21 protein-coding genes and 1 tRNA gene are annotated in these 23,280 nt (G+C 65.4%); 11 read left to right on the top strand and 11 right to left on the bottom strand.

Going from position 1 to position 23,280, the window contains the following annotated elements:
- The first annotated feature begins 384 nt into the window (after positions 1–384).
- The gene (locus BG83_RS29855; protein WP_152543706.1) at positions 385–732 is read left to right on the top strand and encodes a helix-turn-helix domain-containing protein; all 348 of its coding nucleotides are present in this window, start codon (positions 385–387) and stop codon (positions 730–732) included.
- A complete protein-coding gene (locus BG83_RS0114585; RefSeq protein ID WP_268747345.1) occupies positions 645–1,688 on the top strand; it encodes a site-specific integrase in 1,044 nt (347 codons plus the stop codon). Before BG83_RS29855 ends, BG83_RS0114585 begins: the two co-directional genes overlap by 88 nt.
- Before the next feature lie 54 nt (positions 1,689–1,742).
- Here the strand turns inward: BG83_RS0114585 and BG83_RS0114590 are convergent.
- Positions 1,743–1,818, bottom strand: a tRNA-Arg gene (locus BG83_RS0114590).
- A 381-nt stretch (positions 1,819–2,199) separates the two neighbouring features.
- Here BG83_RS0114590 and BG83_RS0114595 point away from each other — a divergent pair.
- Both BG83_RS0114595 and BG83_RS0114600 read left to right on the top strand, forming a co-directional pair.
- Positions 2,200–3,096 (top strand): c-type cytochrome, encoded by an 897-nt coding sequence (locus BG83_RS0114595; protein ID WP_024977436.1) that lies wholly within the window; start codon positions 2,200–2,202, stop codon positions 3,094–3,096.
- A 175-nt stretch (positions 3,097–3,271) separates the two neighbouring features.
- Positions 3,272–3,685: a surface-adhesin E family protein gene (locus BG83_RS0114600; protein ID WP_024977437.1), complete on the top strand. Its 414-nt coding sequence runs from the start codon at positions 3,272–3,274 to the stop codon at positions 3,683–3,685.
- A gap of 16 nt (positions 3,686–3,701) precedes the next feature.
- Here the strand turns inward: BG83_RS0114600 and BG83_RS0114605 are convergent, their stop codons facing one another.
- Positions 3,702–4,775 carry a hypothetical protein gene (locus BG83_RS0114605; protein ID WP_024977438.1) on the bottom strand — a complete coding sequence of 358 codons (1,074 nt, stop codon included), beginning with the start codon at positions 4,773–4,775 and terminating at the stop codon, positions 3,702–3,704.
- Entirely contained in the window at positions 4,772–5,929 is a 1,158-nt protein-coding gene (locus BG83_RS0114610) for a hypothetical protein (protein WP_024977439.1), read from the bottom strand. Before BG83_RS0114610 ends, BG83_RS0114605 begins: the two co-directional genes overlap by 4 nt.
- Positions 5,930–6,015: 86 nt before the next feature.
- Between BG83_RS0114610 and BG83_RS0114615 the strand changes: the two genes are divergently transcribed.
- On the top strand, positions 6,016–6,834 hold the full coding sequence (locus tag BG83_RS0114615) for a MerR family transcriptional regulator (protein WP_024977440.1): 819 nt from the start codon (positions 6,016–6,018) through the stop codon (positions 6,832–6,834).
- A 91-nt stretch (positions 6,835–6,925) separates the two neighbouring features.
- On the opposite strand, the gene BG83_RS0114620 is transcribed toward BG83_RS0114615, so the two are convergent.
- From BG83_RS0114620 to BG83_RS0114645, 6 genes are all read right to left on the bottom strand, one after another.
- Positions 6,926–7,822, bottom strand: a complete 897-nt coding sequence (locus tag BG83_RS0114620) for a metal-dependent hydrolase (protein WP_024977441.1) — start codon at positions 7,820–7,822, stop codon at positions 6,926–6,928.
- A complete protein-coding gene (locus tag BG83_RS0114625) occupies positions 7,819–8,841 on the bottom strand; it encodes an alpha/beta fold hydrolase (protein WP_024977442.1) in 1,023 nt (340 codons plus the stop codon). Before BG83_RS0114625 ends, BG83_RS0114620 begins: the two co-directional genes overlap by 4 nt.
- Before the next feature lie 9 nt (positions 8,842–8,850).
- The gene (locus tag BG83_RS0114630; protein WP_024977443.1) at positions 8,851–9,741 is read right to left on the bottom strand and encodes an SDR family NAD(P)-dependent oxidoreductase; all 891 of its coding nucleotides are present in this window, start codon (positions 9,739–9,741) and stop codon (positions 8,851–8,853) included.
- Positions 9,742–9,769: 28 nt separating this feature from the next.
- The gene (locus tag BG83_RS0114635; protein ID WP_024977444.1) at positions 9,770–11,392 is read right to left on the bottom strand and encodes a flavin-containing monooxygenase; all 1,623 of its coding nucleotides are present in this window, start codon (positions 11,390–11,392) and stop codon (positions 9,770–9,772) included.
- A 145-nt stretch (positions 11,393–11,537) separates the two neighbouring features.
- Positions 11,538–15,869, bottom strand: coding sequence for an ATP-binding protein (locus tag BG83_RS0114640; RefSeq protein WP_152543709.1), 4,332 nt, complete (start codon positions 15,867–15,869; stop codon positions 11,538–11,540).
- A gap of 7 nt (positions 15,870–15,876) precedes the next feature.
- Positions 15,877–16,545, bottom strand: coding sequence for a response regulator transcription factor (locus BG83_RS0114645; RefSeq protein ID WP_024977446.1), 669 nt, complete (start codon positions 16,543–16,545; stop codon positions 15,877–15,879).
- A gap of 240 nt (positions 16,546–16,785) precedes the next feature.
- Between BG83_RS0114645 and BG83_RS0114650 the strand changes: the two genes are divergently transcribed.
- On the top strand, positions 16,786–17,943 hold the full coding sequence (locus BG83_RS0114650; RefSeq protein ID WP_024977447.1) for a cation diffusion facilitator family transporter: 1,158 nt from the start codon (positions 16,786–16,788) through the stop codon (positions 17,941–17,943).
- A 10-nt stretch (positions 17,944–17,953) separates the two neighbouring features.
- Here BG83_RS0114650 and BG83_RS0114655 read toward each other — a convergent pair whose 3' ends face one another.
- Complete coding sequence (locus BG83_RS0114655) at positions 17,954–19,168, bottom strand: hypothetical protein (RefSeq protein ID WP_037031880.1); 1,215 nt, start codon at positions 19,166–19,168, stop codon at positions 17,954–17,956.
- Positions 19,169–19,443: 275 nt separating this feature from the next.
- Between BG83_RS0114655 and BG83_RS0114660 the strand changes: the two genes are divergently transcribed.
- The 4 genes from BG83_RS0114660 (at position 19,444) to BG83_RS0114675 (ending at position 21,127) form a co-directional block, all read left to right on the top strand.
- Entirely contained in the window at positions 19,444–19,653 is a 210-nt protein-coding gene (locus BG83_RS0114660; protein ID WP_024977449.1) for a hypothetical protein, read from the top strand.
- Positions 19,654–19,697: 44 nt separating this feature from the next.
- Positions 19,698–19,925, top strand: a complete 228-nt coding sequence (locus tag BG83_RS0114665; RefSeq protein ID WP_024977450.1) for a hypothetical protein — start codon at positions 19,698–19,700, stop codon at positions 19,923–19,925.
- 336 nt (positions 19,926–20,261) lie between these two features.
- On the top strand, positions 20,262–20,684 hold the full coding sequence (locus BG83_RS0114670; RefSeq protein ID WP_024977451.1) for a hypothetical protein: 423 nt from the start codon (positions 20,262–20,264) through the stop codon (positions 20,682–20,684).
- A gap of 41 nt (positions 20,685–20,725) precedes the next feature.
- Complete coding sequence (locus tag BG83_RS0114675) at positions 20,726–21,127, top strand: hypothetical protein (RefSeq protein ID WP_024977452.1); 402 nt, start codon at positions 20,726–20,728, stop codon at positions 21,125–21,127.
- 43 nt (positions 21,128–21,170) lie between these two features.
- Here the strand turns inward: BG83_RS0114675 and BG83_RS0114680 are convergent, their stop codons facing one another.
- On the bottom strand, positions 21,171–21,887 hold the full coding sequence (locus BG83_RS0114680) for a glutathione S-transferase (RefSeq protein WP_024977453.1): 717 nt from the start codon (positions 21,885–21,887) through the stop codon (positions 21,171–21,173).
- Positions 21,888–22,006: 119 nt separating this feature from the next.
- Here BG83_RS0114680 and BG83_RS0114685 point away from each other — a divergent pair, with 119 nt between their 5' ends.
- A complete protein-coding gene (locus BG83_RS0114685) occupies positions 22,007–23,272 on the top strand; it encodes an MFS transporter (RefSeq protein WP_024977454.1) in 1,266 nt (421 codons plus the stop codon).
- Positions 23,273–23,280 lie beyond the last annotated feature (8 nt).

Below are 23,280 nucleotides of genomic sequence, written 5' to 3' on the forward strand. Positions count from 1 at the left end.
TCTGGAAGCGATGCCGCCCACAAGTCGGGGGCGATTTTCCACAGGTTGCGGTTGTTTCTCCACGGGTCGCGATTCGGCCGCTTGCCCCGCCGCCCCTTCTTTCTCTCTCTCTAAATCATTGAAAGAGAAGAAGAAAGAACGGGGAGAGAAGCAGGCAGGGCGCGCGCAAGGGCATCCACGGGTTGAGGGCGTTTTTCCACGGGTTCGGACCCCTGCCTATTTTTTCATCCACGGATTCCACAGGTCAGAAGCGCCCAACACGTGGAAACCTGTGGACGGAAAGCGCCGCGAAATCAATGGGTTAGTTCTTCGCGAATGTGAATCCACAGGTCCACAGGTTGCAATGCGTGTGGTCCCCTCGCGCGGCTTGAGACGGGGGCGGACATGACGGGAATAGGCACCACGATCGACCTGGGCGCGGCTGCAAAGCTGTTGGGCGCCCATCCGGAGACCGTGCGACTCAAGGCAAAGGCTGGCGAGTTGCCCGGGCGCAAAGTGGGTAAGCGATGGATGTTTTCGACCATTGCCCTCGAACGTTACCTCGCCGGAGAATGGGTCCCGCGAGTTGTGCAGGGCGAACAGGCAAAGGAAGGTGAGCCATGTCGCTCTTCAAACGTAAAGGCAGTAGCAACTGGTATTACAAGCTGTACCCCCCTGGAGGCGGCACGCCGCTACAGGGCAGCACTGGAACCTGCGACCGCGCGCAGGCCCAGGAGTACCACGACCGCCTAAAGGTGGATCTGTGGAATCAGGCGAAGCTCGGGCAACGCCCGCGCTACACCTGGAACGACGCTGTGGTGCGATACGTGGAGGCACGGGCCGACCGCTCCAGCATCGAGACCACGAAGACGCATCTGCGCTGGCTTGATCGCCGCCTCTCAGGTGTCGAGCTGGCCGCGATCGGGTTGGATCGGATCGAAACGATTGCTGCCGCGAAGCGCGCCGAACGGCGCATCGTGAAGACGCGGGACGGGGTGAAGGAGCTGCCCGGTACGGTCAGCGTCGGCACCGTGCGACGGGTGGTGGGCGTGCTGGTGGCTGTGCTGAATGCTGCGGCGGAATGGGGGTGGATCGACGCGGCCCCCAAGATGAAGCGGCGAAAAGGCACGGCGAAGCGCATCCGTTGGCTGACGCCAGCGGAGGCGGAACGGTTGCTGGGCGAGTTGCCCGACCATCTGGCCGAGATGGCGCGTTTTTCCCTGGAGACTGGGCTGCGGCGTGCCAACGTGACGGGCCTGCAGTGGTCGCAAGTAGACCTGGTGCGCCGGGTCGCCTGGATTCATCCCGACCAAGCGAAGGCGCGCAAGGCCATCACCGTGCCGCTGTCGGAAACCGCTGTGGCGATCTTGCGACGGCAGTTTCCGAAGCCCCGATTGCCCGAACACGTGGACAGCGTGTTCGTGTACCGGGGCGCGCCGGTGTACCAGACCGTCACGGCGGCCTGGCGCAAGGCGCTGGCGCGGGCGCAGATCAGCAACTTCCGTTGGCACGATCTGCGCCACACGTGGGCGAGCTGGCACGTGCAACGCGGCACGCCGCTGCAGGTGCTGAAGGAGCTGGGTGGGTGGGAAACGATGGAGATGGTGCAGCGGTATGCCCACCTGTCGGCCGGCCACCTGGCGCAGTGGGTGGTGCCGCTTACCGAGACGCCGGAACAGGCGCCGGAGCTGAAGGTAGCTGCAATTTAGCTACAGTCGGGTAGGGCAGGGAGAAGGGAGGGTGCTGCGAAGTGTTGTCAGGCTTGGCGCGCCCGGCTGGGATCGAACCAGCAACCCCTGCCTTCGGAGGGCAGTACTCTATCCATTGAGCTACGGGCGCATATCGGCACAGAACGCACCGAAAGAGAAGCCCCGCAGGATAGCGCATTTGGGCGCAAGCGTCCATCGCACGCCCGTGACCCCCTGGGTACGAGGCCTGCTGCTGCAACGTTTCGTTGGGTTTTTGACGCAGGTCGAAAAGCGGCGCCTAGGGCTGTCCCGCGTGTCAAAGGCCAAAGCATTACGGATATAATCGCGCGTTATTTGCCAGAAGAAAGACGGGGACAGGTCTGTCTGGGCCGACGCGGCGATTGAATCGCCACGGTCTTCCTGCCCTCATCGCGATCCAATGCGGCCCCCACGCCCTGCCGGCGATGCTCGTGACCTTGCCGGCGGCGCTCTGAGGGCTCCAAGAGCGGTTTCACCATCCTGAGAGTTGAGCATGAGCGACGCGCAACACGACGAACACGAGCCTCTGATCAAGACCCCCAAGCAGCTGATCATCGCGGTGATCGCCGCCTTTGTCGTTCCCATTCTCATCATCATCCTGCTGGCCAATTACGTTGGCCTGGGCGCCAGGGAAGGCGCGGGCGGTTCCGGCATGTCGGAAGAGGCCGTCAACGATCGCATCAAGCCCGTTGCGCAACTCGAACTGAAAGACCCGAGCGCACCGCACGTTTTCAAGACGGGCGAGCAGCTCTATAAGGAAGTCTGCGCGACCTGTCACGCGGCTGGCGTGGCTGGCGCGCCCAAATTTGGCGACGCGGCAAGCTGGGGCCCGCGCCTGCCGCAGGGCCTGGATGGCCTGACGAAGGTGGCGTTGGCCGGCAAGGGCGGCATGCCCGCACGCGGCGGCACGTCGCCGGATGACGTCAGCGACTACGAAATCGAACGCGCCATCGTCTACATGGCCAACTCCGCTGGCGGCAAGCTGCAAGAACCGGCTGCACCGGCGGGCGCGGGCGCAGCCCCGGCTGCTGCATCGGCACCGGAAGCTTCGGCGCCGGCGGCTGCCCCCGCTCCGGCCGCTGCTGCGCCGGCACCCGCTGCTGCAGCACCGGCCGCGCCGGCTGCGGCTGCCGCACCGCAAGCCTCTGCGGGTGAAGTCGGCAAGAAAGTCTACGATTCGACTTGCCAGATGTGCCACGCCGCCGGAGTGGCTGGCGCGCCCAAGTTTGGCGACAAGGCCGCCTGGGCGCCGCGCATTGCCCAAGGCAAGGCCAAGTTGTATGACTCCGCGCTGCACGGCAAGGGCGCGATGCCGCCCAAGGGCACTTATGCCGGCTCCGATGACGACGTGAAAGCCGCCGTCGACTACATGGCCGCCGCTGCCAAGTAAGCCGTCCCGCATTCCCGAAGAAGCCCGCCCCGTGCGGGCTTTTTTGTTGTCTGCCGTGGCAGCGTCACGCGCGGGGCATGCGGTTTGCTACGCCAAATTCGAATGTGCAGAGAGCGAGGCAGCTATGCTGCGTCGCCCCGCATACGTCTGTGAAATGAGGCAAACGGAGGTTGCGATGCGAACGGAACGAACGACGCTGATCTACTGGGTGGCTGCCGCGCTGGCAATCGGTAGCTCGACCGCCATGGCGGCCGACAACTGGGTCAAGCTGGCCCCGCTGGCCGACAACGGCGGCTCGCTCTATCTGGACAAGGACTCCATTGAGCACAACAAGGACGGCACCGTGCGTGCCACGACGCGCGACGCCTATGACGCGCCCCGCAAGCTCTCCGACGGCAGGGCGTACCAGTACGACACACGCACGTCCGTCTACGACTGCAAGGAAGGGCGCATCCTGCCGGTCAGCGCGCTGATCCAGGACGGCCAGCACGCCACGGTGCTCACCAAAAACATCGACGGCCCCCGCTGGGAAGCCGTCGTGTCGCGCTCAGAGGGCGAGGCAATCCTGCACGCTGTCTGCCAAAAATAGTGCGCCGACGACAGCGTTATTGGACGGCCGCTGCCGGCGCGAGGTCGACACGCAGCGTGCCGTCCGCATCCATGTGCGTGGTGCCGCGTGCGGCGGCCTCGCGGTAGTGATACAGGTCGAAGCGCAGCGGCCCGCGCGTTGACGTATCGGTCACCAGCACGCGGCTGTTGGTCACCAGCACGTTGTACATCTTCAAGTCACCGGACTGGATCCAGATGCGGCTGGCCGCGTCGGTTGGTGCAGACGCACACATCGCGGGCGCGGGGCCGAACCCGAGCACCAGCCCGTCCGGCGTGACACGCGCCGTTTTCATTTGACCGATCAGGCGCGGCGGCGGGAAGACGGTGTATTGGTCCAGCACCATGTCATTACCGTCCAGCTTGGCGCCGTCGCGATTGAGCGGCGCAAGCCCCGACAATTCCAGCCCCATTCCCTTGAGCAGCGCCAGTGTCTGGATACCCATCACGCGGGCCTCGGTGGGCGTATAGACGAGGTAGCGCGATTCCTTGAGCGCCAATGTGCCCCGCATGCCGAACGGCAGCCACACGCCGGGAAAATGATTGCGTAGCTTGAGCCCGCCCGACACGTCGAGCACGCCGTCGCCCGGCGTGAGCGACAGCGCATTGAGCGAGCGCGGCGAATAGTCGAGCAGATACCGGTTGAACAGCGCGTCGAGCGAATCCTTGGGCACCGTCACTTCGCCGCCGAGGATGCGGATGTCGAACTGGCTCGGATCGTCCATGTCGACGGGCTGGCCCGGCTTGTGTGGCACGAGCTGCGCGGTGAGTTGGTGCACGCGGAAGCCGATGTCGCCGGTGATGCGGAAATCCACATCACGCATCTGCACGACGGGCGGTGCCGTGCCCGAGTCGCGCGCAACGGCGGGGCCGCTGGCGTTGGGCGCTCCGGAGGAAGGATCGCAGCGCTGCGCCCATTGCTGGCGTACCGCGGTCAACTCCTTGCGTTGCGCGCTGGCCATCGGCGGCTCGGCAGCGCGGGCGAGCGCACTGGCCACGAGGCCGGCCAAGCCGAGCGTCACCAACGCCAGGCGCAACATCAGAGCGGCGAGAGCGAAGGCGGGGGCGATCATGGCGCGGTCCTCTTGGCGAGTTGCAGGGCGGGTTTGCCCGCTTTGGCGAGGGCAGTTGCCTTCGCGGGCTTGGTGGCGGCGATCGAGTCGAACGACGGCATCAGCACGCGGATGCCGCCGTCGGGCGAGAAGCGCAGCGACCCTGCCACAAGCTGATCGCGATAGCGGTACAGGTTGAAGACGAACGGTTTGGCCGGGTCGGCCACGACGATATCGATGCGCGCGTTCATCGGCATCGAGCGCATGAACCGGATGTCGCCGCCGCGAAAGAGGATGTACGGGCGCTGCGCGTCAGCGGCGTTGGCCAGCGGCGGCATCTGCGGGTTGCCATCGCCGATCTGCATGAGCAGCCCCTCGCGCGTGACACGAATGGCGGAGAGCTTCAAATCCAGCGCAGGGGGCGGAAACAGCTTCGGCACCTGCATGACGATTTCGCTCGCGGTCAGTTGAACGGCAGGCGTCGACACCGGCAACAGATCGGCCAGTTCGATATGCGCGGCGCCCATCAGCGCGCTGGCATCCTGGCCTCGCACCTTGACCACGTTGGGGCGGAACACGATGGTTTGCGGGTCGCGCAGGACCAGCGGGCCGCGCAGTTCGATCGGCACCCACGCGCCCCGACGGCGCATCTCGGCGCGCATGTCGAGTGTGCCGTCGTCGAGCGAGAAGCTGAAGTTGCGCAGCGGAGGGTCATCGCCCGGCCCGCGCGCAAAGACCACGGTATTGAACAGCGCGGCCATGCTCTCGGCCGTGACGCGTACCGAACCATTCACTGGCTGCAGCGTGTACGACGACACATCGTCGAGCCACACCGGATCGCCTGGCGCACGCGGCACCATGCGTAGCGCGAGCTGATCGACCAGGAAACCCACGCCGCCATCGAAGCGGAAATCGACATGACGCAGATACGAGATCGCATCGGGCTGGCCGGAATCGCGCAGCGTGGCGGGCCGTACCTCGCGCGTGGCGAGGTTGCCCGACTGGAACGGTGCGCGGGCTTGCGCGCGTGCATCTTCCAGCTGCTTGGCCTTTTCGGCCTCGATGGCGCCGTGTTCGTCGCTGGCGGTGGCGCAGCTTTGCAGCAGCAGCGCCGCAACCACCGCGCCCGCAGCCCGGAGCGCGCTATTACGGTGACGCAAGGTCAAGTCCCACATCGACGGTCTCCTCGTCGCGAGAAACGCACCGGAAACGTTCCGGTAACCGACGCGGTCTGTCGCCGCGCTCGTGTAGAATTTTTTGCATGCCTGCCCGCAAACCAACCGGCGATGCCGGTCCACCCGCTATTCCGCCTGCCCGCGAGTTCACCATCGATGAACTGGCGCGCGCGGCTGAAACCACCGTCCGCAACGTCCGCTCGTATCAGGATCGCGGCCTGATCGATCCGCCCGAGCGGCGTGGTCGCGTGGGTATCTACACGCAGGCGCATCTGGGGCGGCTCAAGCTCATTAATCACCTGCTCGGGCGCGGCTACACGCTCTCCAACATCCAGGAGCTGCTCAAGGCCATCGTCGAGGGCCATGACCTGCGCTCCATTCTCGGGCTCGAATCCGCCATCGCCAGCCCGTGGTCGGATGAGTCGCCCAAGCACTACTCGCTCCTGGCACTGGCCAAGCTGTTTGGCCGTGCCATGTCGCGTCAGGCGCTCGCGCGGGCCATTTCGCTTGGCCTGCTTGAACCCGATGGCCTCGGCTATCTGGCGCGCAGCCCGAAAGCACTGCTGGCCGGCGCGCAGATGGCAAAGGCCGGTTTCCCGCTGGTCGAAGTGCTCGACATCATCGAGCGTGCCCGGCCGCATACGCAGGCGGTGGCCGACGATCTCGTCTCCATGGTCGTGCGCGAACTCGACAAATACGGCAGCGATCTGCCACCGGTCGAAGACGTGCCGCGTCTGGTCGACGTGATCTGGCGCATCCGTCCGCTGGCGCTGGTGGCGGTTGAAGCCGAGCTGATGCGCGCACTTGAGACGGCCGCCAACAAATACCTGGGCGACCGCGTGGCGCAGGTCATCGAGCACATGCATGAACCGCCAGGCAACGCGCCTGGGCCGGACAAAGGCTAGTGTCTCCGGCGCGCCCATGCGTGGGGCGCGCCTTATCTATTTCTAGTTTGATCCTGATACGACGGGTGCTGCAGGCGTTTTGAATGCCTGCTCAAGACCCGGCTGCACCTGCCGTCGACAGCTTGCGGCGGATCGACGGCGACGGCGCCTCGCCGTTTGCTGCGGCGTAGGCTTCGATTTCCGAAATCAGCTTGGGCAGGCGTTCAAGTGCGTCACGGTTGTCTTCATCCCACGGGTGGAATGAAGGCCGGAAAAAATCGAAGAACTCCGGAATGATCTTGCGCAGCGGCGCAGGGTGGATCCACAGGAAGTGGAACGCCTTGCCCAGACCGAAGAACTTGTTCTTGCAGGTGCGATCGGCAAAGATCAGCCGCAAGTGCACGTAGAACACCATCGACCAGAACATCAGCGTGGTCAGCAGCATCGTCGACGTGCGCAGGATGTAACGGTGCAGGCCCGGCTTGATGGCAAGGTTCCACACGTCGTAGCTGACGGCCTTGTGCTCGGTTTCTTCCATGGCATGCCACAGCCAGACCTGGCGATAGCCGGGTTCCGAGTTGCGACCCAGCCCATCTTCATGTGAAAGCACCTGCCCGGCCAGCATGGCGGTGTAGTGCTCCAGCGCCACGGTCACGGCCAACTGGTGCGACTTCGGGGTCCACTTGCGCAGTACGTTCAGGAACTTGCCGACAAAGCGGTCGATGCGTGTGGCGGGCAGGCCGGCGCGGTCGAGCAGATCGTTGTACAGCACGTGCTCGCGCGTGTGCATGGCTTCCTGGCCGATGAAGCCGGCCACGGCCTGCTTGAGTTCGGGGTCGGTCACCAGATGGCGGTAGTTGCGCACGCTGTCCATGAAGAAGCGCTCGCCGGTCGGGAAGAAGATCGACAGCGCGTTCAGGAAGTGGGTGACGTGCGTGCCTCGCTCGTGCCAGTTGCTGATGCGATCAGCCGGCAGGTGAGGATGCACGTCGCGGCGGACTGGCATCATGGGCGGTTCTCCTGGAATGTGGTTTCTGAAAGGCGCGTCGATGCGCGCCCTTGATCGAGGAATGCACAGAGGTCGGTCCCCACGCGCACGGGGTCTTCCTCCATGGGGATATGGCCGAGTGCCGGATACATGCGCAGCGTGGCGCCGGGAATGCGGCGGGCAAATTCACCGGCATGCGCGGGCGGGATCCACCGGTCGCGCTGGCCCCAGAGGATGAGCGTGGGCACTCGGATCGAGGCCAGCCCGCTGGTATCGACATCGTCAAAGCGGAACTTCGGCACCATCTTGCCGATGGCTTGTCGTGCGCCGTCGGCATAGAAGAAGTCGGCGTAGCGGCGCAGCGTCGGTTCGGACACGCGCGATGGGTCGCCATATACATCGCGCGTGGCGGCGCGAATGATCCCCTCGGGCAGCATCCACGGCGATGTCAGCCGCACGCCCAGGTGATTGAACAGGTCGATGTAGATCGGCAGCTTCATCGGAAAGCCTGCCGAATCGATCAGCACGAGCTTCTCGACGCGGCCCGGGTGCCGCACGGCAAAGTCCCACGACACCATGCCGCCCAGCGAGTTGCCGATCAGCGTGAGTTTCGACAGGCCCAGCGTATCGACAAACGCGTCGATGAAGTCGCGGTACAGCGGCAGCTCCATCGTGCGCGGGCGGCCTTGTGCATCGCGCAGCGGGCCCGTAATGCCGAACGGCGGCAGGTCGAGCCGAATCACGCGGTAGCGCCGCGTGAGCTGCGGCAACACGCCGTCCCACGTGTGCAGCGACGCGCCAAAACCGTGGATCAGCAGCAACGTGCCTTCCGAGTTGGCGGCGCCTTCATCGGTGTAATGCACGCGCGTGCCCATCAGCGGCAGGTAGCGCGATTGCGGCTTGGCGTAGCGCGCGATCAGCACATCGCGCCCGATGCTGCGCAGGCCGATGCGGCCGGGGCGCAGCATCGCGCGGGCGACGTTGAGCAGGTTCGCGCGCGGGGGGCTGGCGAACAGTTCGTTGGTGGTGGCCGTGTTCATCGGCGGCTCCTACTTTGCGCGCGCGGTGGCTGGCGCCGTATCGTCACGCAGTGCCTTCTTGCGCGTGCGGCAGGCTTCGCGCACGACCAGCGCCTGGTATGCGGCAGGCAGCACGCGGGCCATCACGTCAGCGGCGTGAGCGTCGGGGCCGATCAGCACGCGGCGCTTGTTCTTGCGCACGCCATCCAGGATCACCTGCGCAGCCTTGTCTGCCGAGGTGATGAAGAACTTCTCGAATTCCGCCTTGCCCTGCTGCTCGTCGCGCACCAGGAAGCCGTTCATGCTCGGCGAGACGCGGCTCGACTTGGCAATGTTGGTCTTGATGCCGCCCGGGTGGACGCACGTGGCCGACACGCCGCAGTTCATCAGATCCAGTTCCTGGCGCAGCGCTTCGGTGTAGCCGCGCACGGCGTACTTGCTGGCGTTGTAGGCGCCCATGCCCGGCTGCGCGAAGATGCCGAAGATGCTCGACGTGTTGATGATGTGGCCATTGCCTGTTGCCTTGAGCAGCGGCAGGAACGCCTTGGTACCGTGCACGACGCCCCAGAAATTGATGTTCATGATCCAGGCCAGCTCGTCGTCTTCCATGCCTTCGATCGTGCTGGACAGCGCCACGCCCGCGTTGTTGAAGATCAGGTTGACCTTGCCGTGCGCGGCGGCCGCTTCTTCGGCCCAGCGGTACACAGCGGCGCGGTCGGCCACGTCGACGGCATGTGTAGTCACGCGGATGCGGTCGCCTTCGTGCGCACGCACCAGTTGCAGCGTCTGCGCGAGCGCCGCTTCATTGCGATCGGCCAGCGCGAGGTGGCAGCCTTCGCGTGCCAGCTGCAGTGCCAGCGAGCGGCCCATGCCCGACGCGGCACCCGTGATGGCGGCAACCTGGTTGTTGAATGACTTCATGGCGTGGTCTCCTTGGGGCGGGCGCGCGTCAGACGCGGTCGAGCGCTTCTTCGTTGGGGGTGTTTTGAGCGGCGGGCACCGTGCGGGCAGGCACGCGCAGGGGCACGCCCTTCGGTACAACCATCGGGCGCGTGCGGTAATCCGCCAGCCGGAAATGCGCGGTGGCGCGGCGGAACTGCCAAGTGAATCCCGGCCACAGCGTCGTGTTCTTGCCCGTCTTCGGGTCGAGGTACCAGCTCACGCAGCCGCCGGCAGACCAGATTGCATTCGACAGCCGCTTCTGGATGCCGTCGTTGAAGCGGCGCTGCACGTCGGGGCGTACGTCGATGGCCGCCACGTTGTGCGCACGCATCGACTTGAGCGCGTCGACGATGTATGCCACCTGCGACTCGATCATGAACACCATCGACGAGTGGCCGAGCCCCGTGTTCGGGCCCACCACCATGAAGAAGTTCGGAAAGCCCGACACGGTGGTGCCGAGGTAGGCCTCGGCGCCGTGCTTGTCCCACGCATCGACAATGTCCACGCCTTGGCTGCCAAGCAGCACGCCACGCGGGAACGGGTCCGTTGCATGAAAGCCCGTGCCGAAGATCAGGCAATCGACTTCGCGCCGCTTGCCGTCGGTGGTGACGATGGCGTTGGATTCGACGCGCGCGATGCCGGAGGTGATCACGTCGACGTTCTCGCGCGTGAGCGCCGGGTAATAGTCGTTCGAGATCAGGATGCGTTTGCAGCCAATGGTGTAGTTCGGCGTGACCTTTTCCCGCAGCACGGGATCGGCAATGCGGCGCTTGATATGACCGCGCGCCATGCGCTCCACCGCCTTCATCAGCTTCGGGTGCACCACAAAGCCGAGCACGCGCGACTCCAGCATCCAATAGATGCCCGTGCGCATCAGCTTTTGCGTGACCGGCAGGTGGCGGAACAGCCAATGTTCAGCGCGCGACACCTTGCGGTCGGGCTTGGGCAGGATCCACGGCGGCGTGCGCTGATACAGGTCGAGGCGGCCGACCTTCGGCGCAATCTGCGGAACGAACTGGATGGCGGACGCGCCTGTGCCGATCACGGCCACGCGCTTGCCGCGCAGGTCGTAATCGTGCTCCCACAGTTGCGAGTGGAACGCCTTGCCCTGGAAAGTTTCGATGCCGGGGATGTTCGGCCAGGCCGGACGGCTCAGGCCGCCCATGCCGGAGATGAGCGTGCGGGCGCGGTAGCGGCGGCCGTCGGCCATTTCCAGATTCCACACGCCGGCGGCTTCGTCAAACGTGGCGCGCGTCAGTTCGTGATGGAAGCGCACATGCGGGCGCACGCCAAATTCATCGGTGCAGCGCTCCAGATACGCGCGAATTTCGGGCTGCGGCGAATACATGCGCGACCAGTCCGGATTGGGCGCGAACGAAAACGAATACAAGTGCGATTGCACATCGCACGCGCAGCCGGGGTAATGGTTGTCGCGCCACGTGCCGCCCACAGACCCCGCTTTTTCGAAGACGAGGAAGTTGTCGATGCCGTTCTGCTTGAGCTGGATCGCCATGCCCAGGCCGGCAAAACCCGTCCCGATGATGGCGGCATCGATCAGGGCGGGGGCGTCAGGGCTGTGCGGGGCCGGCGCAAGAGCGTCGGCGCGCGGAAAATCGGTCCGTGCGTTCACGTGGTGTCTCCGTGGGCACCACATGGGCGCCTCTTAATGTGACATTGGTCGATGTCATCGTAGGAGGCTGCCAGGACCGAGTCAATCGGGCGATTGGAATGGCTCGTCTAAAAGCGATGCATCAATCGCTTGAAACGGTTTTCCCTTATGAATCCGTCACTTGCGTGCGGTGCACAACCTCAGTGGCCGCCGGCGCGAAGGCACTCAACAACGCGTTGATGTGCGCAAGAAGCCGCGTGGCATGGCGCCCCGAGACGCGGATGTCACGCTCGCTACCGTCATGCACGGCATGGCAGAGGGCTTCCAACGTGGCGTCGACGCTCGGGTTGTGCAGCAGCGCCAGCGCGCCTCCGGTGCGATGGGCCCACTGGCGCAGCGCTGCGCGGTCCATTGCGTCCAGCAGCGGCTGCAGCCGCTGCGCATCCTCGGCCAGCGATGACAGGAAGACCTGTGCCAGCCCGGCTGCGGCGGGGTCGGCCCCCAGCGCGGCGTGCAGATCGTCGAGCGACAGGGCGAATGGCTCCTCCTGGGGCGCTTCCGCTGGTTCTGCGGCTTCGGGGCTCCATAGCGCAGACAGCGCTTCTTGCAGCGTGACAAGCGTCGTCGGCTTCAGCAGGCTTGCGTCCATTCCCACTGCGCGGCACCGCGCGTGTTCCTCGGCGAGCGTGGTGGCCGTGATGGCGATGATGGGCAGGCGAGGGCCGTCGGCGCGTTCTTCGTGGCGGATGTGCCGCGCCAGGTCGAAGCCGTCCATGCGCGGCATGTGGCAGTCCGTGAGCAACGCATCGAAATGATGTTCGTGCAGACGCTCGAGCGCGACGACGCCGTCTTCGGCCAGCGTGACGCGATAACCCAGTAGCCGGAGTTGCTTGGCGATCAGTTCGCGGTTGATCGGGTGGTCTTCCGCCACGAGGATGTGCGCTCCCGGCGCATCACAGGGGGTGGTGGCAGCAAGCGTGTGTACCGCCGCGCTGGCTGCCTGCATATCGTCAAATCGAGGGAGCGTGCGCTCGCACGCTTGCACGAAGGCGTGCCAGTTCAGCGGATTGGTGCTCAGTGTGTTGCCGGGTCCGGCATAACACGCTTCTGAAGTGATGCGGATCGTGCGTGCGTCTGCCTGGGCGGTGGAGGCCAGGAGGATGTCGGCGTTGGCTGCGGGGCCCGCTTGCAGCCCGGCCGCGATCGCGAACTGCGTGAGGCTGTGCCGCACGGCCGGGTCATCCACCAAAATGGCAACGCTGCGGCCTGCCAGTTGCGGCAACGCATACTGCGCCCTGAGCATCGGCACGGCCAGGTGCAGCGTGACTGCCGTGCCATGCCCGGGAACACTCTCCATGACGAGTTTGCCGCCCATCAGGCCGGCAAGCTGGCGCGAAATCGCCAGGCCCAGACCGGTGCCGCCGTAGCGCCGCGTAGTCGAGCGCTCAGCCTGCACGAACGGTGCAAACAGCGTGGCCTGGACCTCGGATGAGATCCCGATGCCCGTATCCCTGACGCAGATGGCAAGGTGCGCCGTGTCGTTCTCGATGCGCGTGCACTCCGCTGAAAGCCGCACGCTGCCCGTGTCGGTGAACTTGATGGCGTTGGAGAGCAGGTTGAAGAGGATCTGCCGTAGACGAATGCTGTCGACCGAGACGCTGGCCGGCACGTCGGCGGCCACCTCCACATGCACGGCAAGCGATTTTTCGTGCGCGCGGCTTGCCAGCAGGCCCACCGTGCCGTCGAAGACGTCGCGCAGGTCCGTGGCTGTTGGTGAAATATCCAATCGGCCGGCCTCGACCTTTGCGTAATCGAGGATGTCATCGAGGATATGCAGCAGGGCGCGTCCCGAATCCTGCACCAACGAGACCATCTGCTTCTGCTCGCCCTCGAGCTTCGTCTGCTGCAGCAGTTCGACCAGGCCGAGTACGCCATTCATGGGCGTGCGGATTTCGTGGCTCATCATGGCCAGGAAGCGGTCTTTCGCGTGCAACGCCGATTCCGCCGCGTTCTTGGCCGCTTCCAGTGCGTCGGCTTGCTCGCGCTCTGCGGTGACGTCGCTCAGGTAGCCGTTCCAGATCGTGCGGCCGTCCGCTTCGCGGTGCGGGATCGAGCGCGCATGCAGCCAGCGGACCACGCCGTCTGCGCTGACATGGCGAAACTGCTGGTCCAGGGGCGTCAGCTGCTGCGCCGAGACCAGCACCGTGTCGAGCATGCGCTGCCGGTCGTCTTCGTGAATGAGCAGCTCCGGGGTGGACAGGTAGTCCAGCAGATCCTGAGGCCGCGCGCCCAGCGTCTCGTACGCTTTGCCGGCGACGTAGGTGATGCGCCCCTGGACCTGGCCTGGCCGCAGTTCGAACTGATAGACCAGCGCCGGCAGCGATTCGGTGACTTCGCGCAGGCGCTGCTCAAGGCGCTCAGCACGGGCCTGCGCGTCGCGAATCTCGCTGATGTCGACCAGCGAGGCGACGGTGCCGGCAGGCTGCCCGTCCGGCATGTGCAGCGGCTCGATCCAATACAGAACGTTGCGTGGCCCGTCGGGCGTGTCGATGATGAGTTCTTCGCGTGTGCTTTCGCTGGTCTCCACGGCGCGCCGGTTGATATCGGACAGCGGCGACGTGTTGCCGACCGATTGCAGCCCGAGCTCCTGCGGCGTGTGCCCGAGCAGCGACGCCCGTGTCCGGCCGAACATGTTGCAGAACGCCGCATTCACGGCAACGTAACGGTGCCCGGCGTCATTGGCGACGAGCGGGAACGGCACGGCTTCCATCAGCGCGCGCTGGAAGCTGAGCTGGCGAGCCAGGGTTTCTTCAGCGTGGCGCCGCTGGTGGTTCTCGCGGCGCAGCTGCATCTGCTTGATGAAGAGTGCCAGCAGCGCTACCAGCACCAGCGCCGCTACCGGTCCAAACCTGCCGAGCACGGCCGACGCCGACGGACCCAGCTGGTAGCTCACCGACAGCCACCTGTTGCGGATGCTCACCTGCTCGCCTTCGGGCATGGCGAAGAGCGCGCGGTTGATGAGTGGCACCAGCGCAGCGTAACGCGACGACACCCCCACGCCGAGGCTCTCGATCGTATTCGCGGAACCGGTAACCTTGAGCTCGCCCGGAAAGTGATGACGGATCAGCGCATCGGCCACCGGCAGGTTCGCGATGGTGAAATCGGCTTCCCCAGTTGCCGTCATGGACAACGCATCGCTCACCGAACGTGCCGGCAGGATGCGGATCTTCGGCACATTCTGGTTCAGCAACGTGGTCAGGGTCTCGCTCGTGGGCAGAGCGACGGTCTTGCCGGAAAGCTCGGGAAGCGCCGCCACCGTGAGCGCGTCGCTGCGCCCGACGATCACCATCGGCGTGGCATCGATCGGCTGGGTGAGCGTAAAGCCCGCGGGGCGGGAATCCTGGTCGGATATGCCGAGCAGGATGTCGACCTCGCCGCTATGCGCCTTCGCGAGTGCTTCGGCCCAGTCGCGCACGGTCACCCGCTCGAAGCGCAACCCGAGCGTACGCGAGAGAAAGCTCTGGTACTCGGGAAAGATGCCGAGTATCCCGCCGCCCGATCCGTTGAAGGTGTACGGCATGTAGTCGGGGTCGGCGGCGTAGCGTAGCGGCGGCAGCGACGCCAGCATGGCCCGCTCGTCGGCCGACAACTGCAGCCCCGCCAACGGACCGCCGCCTTGCGTGATCCACCGCGCGCGCAGCTCGCTCATGGTGGCGTCGGGCAACTGGGCAAGATGGCGGTCCAGATAGCGGATCAGCATCGCCTGTTCACGCGGCGCGGCAAAGTGCAGCGCGTCAACCTGCTGGTTCACCAGTTGCACGATCGACAGCCGCCGGTAGCGCGGCTGCGACATCAACTCCCGCGTGGGGTAGGTCACACCCACGTAAGCGTCGGCCGCGTCGTGCAGCACGGCATCGAGGGCGTCGGCTGCCGTGGGGGTACTGATCAGCCGGATGCTCGGGTACTGCACCGCCAGTTCTTCTTCGAGTGAAGAGCCTTGCTCGACGGCGATGCGCATGCCGGAGGCAAACGGGTTCTGCGCGACGTGCGTGTTGTCGTTGCGCGCGACCACCGCGATGGGGCGTTCGAGGTATGGCGCGGAATAGATGAGGCAGTGATCGTATTGCGAGCGGGGTGCCACGCTCATGATGATGTCGACGTCGCCTCGGCAAGCCGCCTTGAGCAGCTCGTCACGCCGTGCGAAGACGTGCGGGATGACGCGTACCTGATCCTGCGGAATCAAACGCATCAGCAGGTCACCCGAGAAGCCGCTGAGCCGGTCGGCTTCGACGTCTTCGAGTGGAGCCATGGCGTCGCTGATCACGCCGACCGTTACCTTGGGCGGAAACTGCTTGAGCCGCTGAATGGTCTGTGCGGCGTCCTCCGCGTCGGCATTGCGCGCTCCGCCCAGCCAGACAAACGCCGCCGCGCAGGCAAGCAACCCCGCAACGATACCAACGCGCAGGTGGGCAGCCGCCCTGGGCGCGAGCCACGCCATCATCGCGTCAGCCCTCGCTGCTGCCCAGCAGCCCGTGGCGTACCGCAAAGTCGAACAGCGCCGCCTCAGTGCCAAGCTCGAGCTTGCGCATAGCCGTCTGCTTCTGCGAGCTGATGGTCTTGACGCTGCGGTTGAGCTGCACGGCAATCTCGCTGACCGTCTTGCCGGTCACGTACATGCGCAGCACTTCCAGCTCCCGCTTGCCGAGTTTGGAGACCGGGTCGTCGTGGACGGGCTGCGGTTCGCCGTTGCGGCAGAGCAGCTTGACATTGAGCATTGGCGAGAGATAGATGCGACCGTCCGCCGCCGCCTGCATGCCTTCGAGGATGTGCTGCGGCTCGTCGGATTTGCTGACGATGACCTTGATGCCCGCGCGCAGGATGTTGCTCATCAGTGCGCGGGTCTCAAGCATGGTGAGCACCATCACGCGCAGGTCCGGGTGGCGGCGCACGAGGAATTCGAGCAGGAGGATGCCGTCGCCATAGCGGCTGCCGGGCATGGCGTAGTCGGTGATGACAAGGTCGCAGCGCACGCGGCCGAGCACGGCGAGCAGCTCATCGGCGTTGCTGGCTTCGCCCACCACCTCGAAGCCGTCGACCACCGATACGAGGCGCCGCACGGCCGCCACCACGCCGGGGTGATCATCTGCAATGACGAGTTGGATGGGGGCCTGCATGTCGACGTGTCTCCGAGCGTGTAACGTGCGGCAACGTGTTTGCCGCATTGCTGAGAATCGCCGAAGCCTCAGGGGCGGAACATCGGAAAAGTCCTATTAGTACGCCCCGATCTGCGCTTTTCTGGTGCAAATTTGTCGCAGCGCGTTGCGATCGCAGCCCTGATTTCGGGCCAAGGCGGCGCGTCGGTGCGTGGCACAATGCTCGCGATTGCTTCGCACGCTTGATCGCACCGATTTCCCATGACGCCCACATCCTCGACAGCACCTTCTGCGGCCGCACGCAAGCAGAGCGCCGAACGCTCCACTCTGGTAAGTGCGAGCGTCAACTGCTTGCTCTCGGCGGGGCAGATTGCGGCGGGGCTGTGGTCGCATTCGCAGGGCCTGGTGGCGGACGGGTTGCATACGCTGTCCGACTTGATCGCCGATGGCATCGTCTTCATTGCCAACCGCAACAGCCACAAGGGGCCAGACGAAGACCACCAATACGGCCACGCGCGCTACGAGAACGCCGCGTCGCTGGGGCTCGGGCTGCTGCTGATGGGGGCGGGCGCGGGCATGATCTGGGCCGCGGTGGAGAGCCTGCGCTCGCCGCAGGGGCCGACGCCGGTTCATGGTCTGGCGCTGGTCGTGGCACTGATCGCGCTGGCGGCCAAAGAAGGACTTTTCCGTTACATGCTGGCCGTGGCCAAGCGCATCAACTCACGCATGCTGATTGCGAATGCGTGGCATGCGCGTTCCGATGCGGTGTCGTCGTTGGTGGCGGCGATTGGCGTGGCGGGCAACCTGATGGGCTATCACTGGCTCGACCCGGTGGCCGCCTGCATCGTCGGGCTGATGATTGGCCGTGTGGGCGTGCGCTTTGGTTGGGAGGCGCTCAATGACCTGATGGACCGAGCCTTGCCGCCCGCGCAGGTGGAGGCGATCCGGGTCAGCCTGGAAGCCACGCCGGGCGTGATCAATGTGCACGATCTGCGTACGCGTGTGACGGGAGACCAGGCATTGGTGGACGCGCATATCGAGGTGGACCCGCGTGTCTCCGTGAGCGAGGGCCATGCGATTGCCGTCCGGGCCCGCACCAACGTGCTGACGGCACACACGGCGATGGCGGTGCTCGACGTGCAGATTCACGTCGACCCGCGCGAGCACATCGCGACAGACCCCGTGCCGCTACCCGATCGCGATGCGCTGCATGCCGTGCTGGCACAACTGCTGCCGCCCGGCACGCCGCTGGACGCGCGCCACTGCGTGCTGCATTACGTCGATGGCGCGGTGGAGGTCGACCTGGTCCTGCCGCCGGCGCTGGCCCCCGAAATCGCCCGCATTGCCGATGCCATCCACACCAGGTGGGATGGCATCGTACGCCTGCGCGTGCTTGTTACCGACGTTACCGACGCTTAAGCTTGTCGCGCTAACGGCATTGGTCAACCGCGTTGGCCGGCTGCGTCTTGGTGGGGTCGAAGTGCAGCTGCTCCAGCCCCTTTTCCGTCAGCGACATCCAGTCTATTGCGCCCGACGTGCGCAGCAAACCGGTGCTGCCCACCGGGCGCCATTGCACGCGCTTGCCGTCGGTGTTCAGCAGCGTGGCCGATAGCGTGAGCGAATCCGGCCCCGCCTGCAGTTGCAGCAGGCGGCCATCAGCGGCGGGCGTATAAGCGGTGTTCTGGTTCACGGTGATGCCCGCTTCGCGCACGGTTGCCGGCATGCATGAAATGGACGCGCGCACCTTGCCCGTCGTGTCGATCAGATCGGCAAAGCCGTTGCCCTTGGCCACGCCCACCAGCAAGTACCGCTCGATCGCCGGCATCCACGTGACGCTGTAGGTGTAGTACTGCAGATGCTTGTGCAGAAGCTGCTCGCCCGTCACGCGTCCGCTGACCGGATCAAAGACGGCGATCTTCAGATTGGCCTCGGTCTGGCCCGGCACGAACTGCTGCCAGGCCAGCAGCGCATTGGTGCTGCCGCCTGCCACCATGGGCCACCATTCGCGCCGGCCATCGGCAACATCGACGTTGTGCAGGCGACGGCCGCGTCCGTCGTAGACCTTCAGGTAGACACCGTTGCCGCTGCCGAGGTTGTCGACGCCGCCGCCGGTGATCCAGCCATCGGAATAGAACACCACGAAGCGGTCGCCCACGGCCGTGATGTGGCCCGAGTGCCCACCGGATTCCACCAGTTGCGGATACGGCTTGATGGGCCGCAGCGCGGTGTCGTAGATGCCGAAGCGCTGGTTGACGTTCTCCGGCGCATTCCAGCCGTCTTCAAATGACACCATCACCTGGCCAGCGCGGTTGCGGGCCACCGTCACAGGTTCCTGTGCTTCGGGCTTCTGGATGAAGATGCGCGGGGCATCGAGTACGCCCGTGTCGGCATGCCATTGCGCGACATAGACATCGTGCGGCCAGCTGCCGCTGCGATCGGCGCCGCGCGGGGGCAGGCCCGAGGCACTGAAGAACACGTTGAAGGTGTTGGCCGTTGTGCCAGGCACCGCGCCAATGCCATGCATGTATTGACGCGGGTCGGGGGCGCCGGCCGTCGCAATGGCGGGCACGGTCAGCGCGCAGGCAACGGCCAGCAGGGTGCGGCGCAGGAAAGACAGTCGGGACACGTGACGCTCCATCTTCATCGGTGGCTCGGTGGCGGTTGCAGAACCGATTGGGCCACGGGCACCCGCCGAAGTTGCTGCGCGAATGGGGGAGCCCATTTGGCGGAGTGGCGCCGGGTGTCGCCAAGTCCGACGGAGGCGCCGGTTTACCCCCCGCCGCAGCAATCAAGTTTCGGCCCCGTGTGCCGTTCTTCACAAACAAGAGCGGAACCCATTCCGCCAATCCCTTCCCAGCGCGGCCAGAGTGGGCACAAGCCCGCCGCCCACCGCGCCAGAACCGACCCAACGAGAACAACATGACCCAGCGACTCGACGCCCGATGGCGAAGCGAAGTGACGGAGGCTCTACGTACCGTGGAGGCGCAGTTCGGCGTGGCACCGCAAAGCCTGCCACGCGATGCGCTCATCGCGGCCCTGACCGACGCGATCTGGGCGCAGCGTGCCGCCTATGCGCGTGTGCGCCGGACGCTCGTTGCGTGTCCTGAGCTGGCAGACGAATCGATGTAGTCGGCGCACCCCAGTGCTGCCGCCGTTTTGAAGAAGGTGATGTGATGCGGTACTGCGGATCGCTGGATCTGGACCATCTGCTGCGCCAGCCGTTTGCCCAACTCGGCCGGCTGGTGCGCGATGAAGACTCGGGGCAGCCCCTGCCTCCGGTGGAGGTGGCCGCGCGTGCAGTGTTGCTGCGCGCTGCCGGCTACGAGGTGATGCCCACCTGTGGGCACCATGACCGACGTGGCTTCTGTCTCGGCCACGCAGACCAGATCATCGGGATGTAAGCGCCGCGCCTACGACGCATGCGCCACGTGCGAGCAGCCATGCGCACATGCTGTTGCGAGCGCGCATCAGGGCATGCCAAAACGGCCCGATCGCGTGGTGTCTGAAGCACCCGCAAAGCGTTGACTGGCGCACCTTTGCGGGCAATCCGTTGCCAAAAAGCAAACGGTAAAAATGACTTACATTCCGGTCCTTTTTCGGCCCATGGTTCTGGTGCATCCTGAACCAAGATAGATCGCACGGATGGCAGATTGTGCGACGTCGGACGCAACGTCAGGCCGGAAGTCGGAAGTGAATCGAATCGGCGACGCCTGCAATCTGGGGTCAGGGGAAAGAACATGAAGACGCAATATCTCAGCAAACAAGAAATCTACGACGGCGCAGTCCGCCATCTGTTCGGACAGGGCGGTGCTGCCATCCTGCCGCGCGGCGGTGCTGCGTACCATGGCCAGGGCGGGCGCTGCTGCCCGATCGGTAACCTGATCGGCGTGCGCGACTACACCACGTCGATGGAAAGCGTGCCGGTGCGCTACATCCTCAAGCCCACCAACGAGATTCCGCGTTACATGGATGCCGGCGTCATCGCGTTGCGCCGCGCGCTCAAGCGTGCGCGCATTGACGTGGACGACCGCGACACCGTCGAGCTGCTCTCCAAGCTGCAGAACGCGCACGACGTGTTCGGCACATGGGAGTGGAAGGACCGCCTGCAGTCGATTGCGCGCCAATTCGGCCTGAGCGGCGCTCTCGTCGATACATTCTGACCGACCGGCCGGTCACAGATCACCCTATAGAAGGTGACGCCATGAAAGGGAAGGGGACGTTCCTCGGCATCGAGGACATTTTTGAACGCGTGCGCACGCACCTGCTCGCACAGCAATGCCGCTCCGAAGACGCCGACGGCGAGCCGCGTTACCGAGGCCTCGACAACCGTCGGTGCGGCGTCGGCATTCTCATCGACGATGCGTTTTACTGCGGCGCCATCGAGCGCCTGGGCGTCAGTCTGCTGCGTGTGCCTGGCGACGATCCGCTCGCGTGTGCGCTGCGCTGCTCTGGCGTGAATGTCGACGACGATCAGGTGGTGGATCTGCTGATCAATCTGCAGGACATCCACGATCTGGCCGCCATCGAAAGCTGGCCCGCGGCGCTGGAAGACATTCGCGGCCGGTTGCCCCGCAGGTTGCCCGATACGCCGCTGGCGGTCTGAGCGATTCAATCTCCATGCGAACCCGGCCTTGCGCCGGGTTCTGTCATTTCAGCGCATCGAGCTCGGGGTAGTGGCGGAAAATGCCCATCGTGTTGAACGGAATGCGCCGCGGCGATTCCAGATACGCCGCGATGTTCGGCTGCGCCGCCACGCGATCGTGCAGCGCCACCAGATGCGGCAGCTCGCGCTCGTATCGCCGCATGTGGCGCGAAAATGCGTAGCGCAGCCCCGCCACGATCTGGAACAGCGACAAATCCACATACGTCAACGCATCACGCACGGCCCATGTCGGGCCGGCGGGGTTGCGCTCGAGCACGCGCTCGAAGTAATGCAGGAATTTGGGCGCGCGGTGATCGAGAAAATCCTGCGTGCGGCGCTTCGCTTCGGGCCGCTGGTCTTCGTAGTACTCGCCTGACGCGATGGGGTGGTGCGTGTCGTGAATCTCCACCACAAAATCGGCAATTGTCAGTTGCAGGCCGTGCGTCCAAAGGCCACCGGCTTCGTCGTGCGGAGCCAAGCCGTAGTGCTGGCCCAGGTAGAGCAGGATGTTGGCCGTCTGCGCGATCACCAGCGGCCCGGCCACCAGGAACGGTGGCGCGAACGGCGGCGTGGGAATACCCGCATCGTCGAGAAACGCTTCGATGGCGGTCGCGTCTTCGCGGCCGAGGTCGGTATAGGGCACGGCGGCCTGCTCCAGCGCCAGCCGGACGAATTCGCCGCGGCCCTGGATTTCGGGCCAGTAGTAGAGCGTGGTTTCCATGGTCGGGCGGATAAGCGAGGTGGGTGCTGCGCAGCAAGAGCGATGCCGCATCGCAGCGGGAACGGTGCCTGCGAACGATAATAGGCGCTTGCCTCTGCGCTTGTTTCAACCCGCCCGCCGTGAACGCTCCACTTTCTTCTTCGCAGGTTCCTTCGCCCGCCATCGACGCCGCTGATCCTGCCCACTGGCTGGTCCGGGGCCACCCCGGTTATCTGCGCGCCAATCTGGCGCTGTTCGCGGCGGGCTTCTCTACGTTCTCGCTGCTGTATTGCGTGCAGCCGCTCATGCCAATGCTGGCGCACGACTTCGGCCTCACGCCCGCGCAGACGAGCCTCGTGCTGTCGGTGTCCACGCTGCTGCTGGCATTTGCGATTCTGTTTGCGGGGTTGCTGTCGGAGTCGATCCATCGCAAGACGCTGATGGGCGTGTCGCTGGTGCTGTCGTCGGGGCTCACGCTGGCGGCGGCTGTGCTGCCGGGCTGGCACGGGTTGCTGGCCACGCGGGCCTTGCTGGGCGTGGTCCTTGGCGGCGTGCCGGCGGTGGCGATGGCGTATCTGGCCGAAGAGGTGCATCCGCAAGGGCTTGGCATGGCGATGGGGCTGTACATCGGCGGGACGGCCTTCGGCGGCATGGCCGGACGTGTGTTGACCGGCGCCGTGGCTGACCATTTTGGCTGGCGTGCCGCCATCGGCTTTACCGGCACGCTGGGTTTGCTGGTGGCGCTGGCGTTCCTGTGGCTGCTGCCGCCGTCGCGCCGTTTTGTGCCGCGCAAGGGTCTGGCGCTGGGCGATCTGTTCGACACGCTGGGCGCACATCTGCGCGAGCCGGGCCTGCGCGCGCTGTTCGCCATGGGCTTTCTGCTGATGGGCGGCTTCGTCACGATCTACAACTACGCGAGCTTTCACTTGCTCGATGCGCCGTATGCCCTCAGCCAGACGGCGGTGGGCGGCATCTTCATGGTGTACCTGCTGGGCATTGGCGCTTCCGCCTGGTTTGGCCGATTGGCGGATCGCCATGGCCGGGGCCGCATGCTGCTGGCGGGCACGGCGCTGATGTCGGCGGGCGTGCTGTTGACTCTGGCGGGGCCGCTGGTGCTGGTGATTGGCGGTATCGCGCTGCTGACCTTCGGCTTTTTCGGTGCGCATGCGGTGGCCAGCGGCTGGGTTGGGCGCCGCGCGCAACGTGCCAAGGGGCAAGCGGCTGCGCTGTATCTGCTGGCGTATTACCTGGGCTCCAGCCTGATCGGCACGACAGGCGGCAAGCTCTATGCGCCGTGGGGCTGGCCCGGGGTGGTGGCCCTTGTGATGGCCTGCATGGCATGTGCGCTCGGCACGGCCGCTTGGCTCTGGCGGCGGGCGCCGCTGCCGCAGGGCGCCAAGCGGTGAGGTTGTGC

The organism is Ralstonia pickettii (genome assembly GCF_000607165.1).
Classification (GTDB): Bacteria; Pseudomonadota; Gammaproteobacteria; order Burkholderiales; family Burkholderiaceae; genus Ralstonia; species Ralstonia holmesii.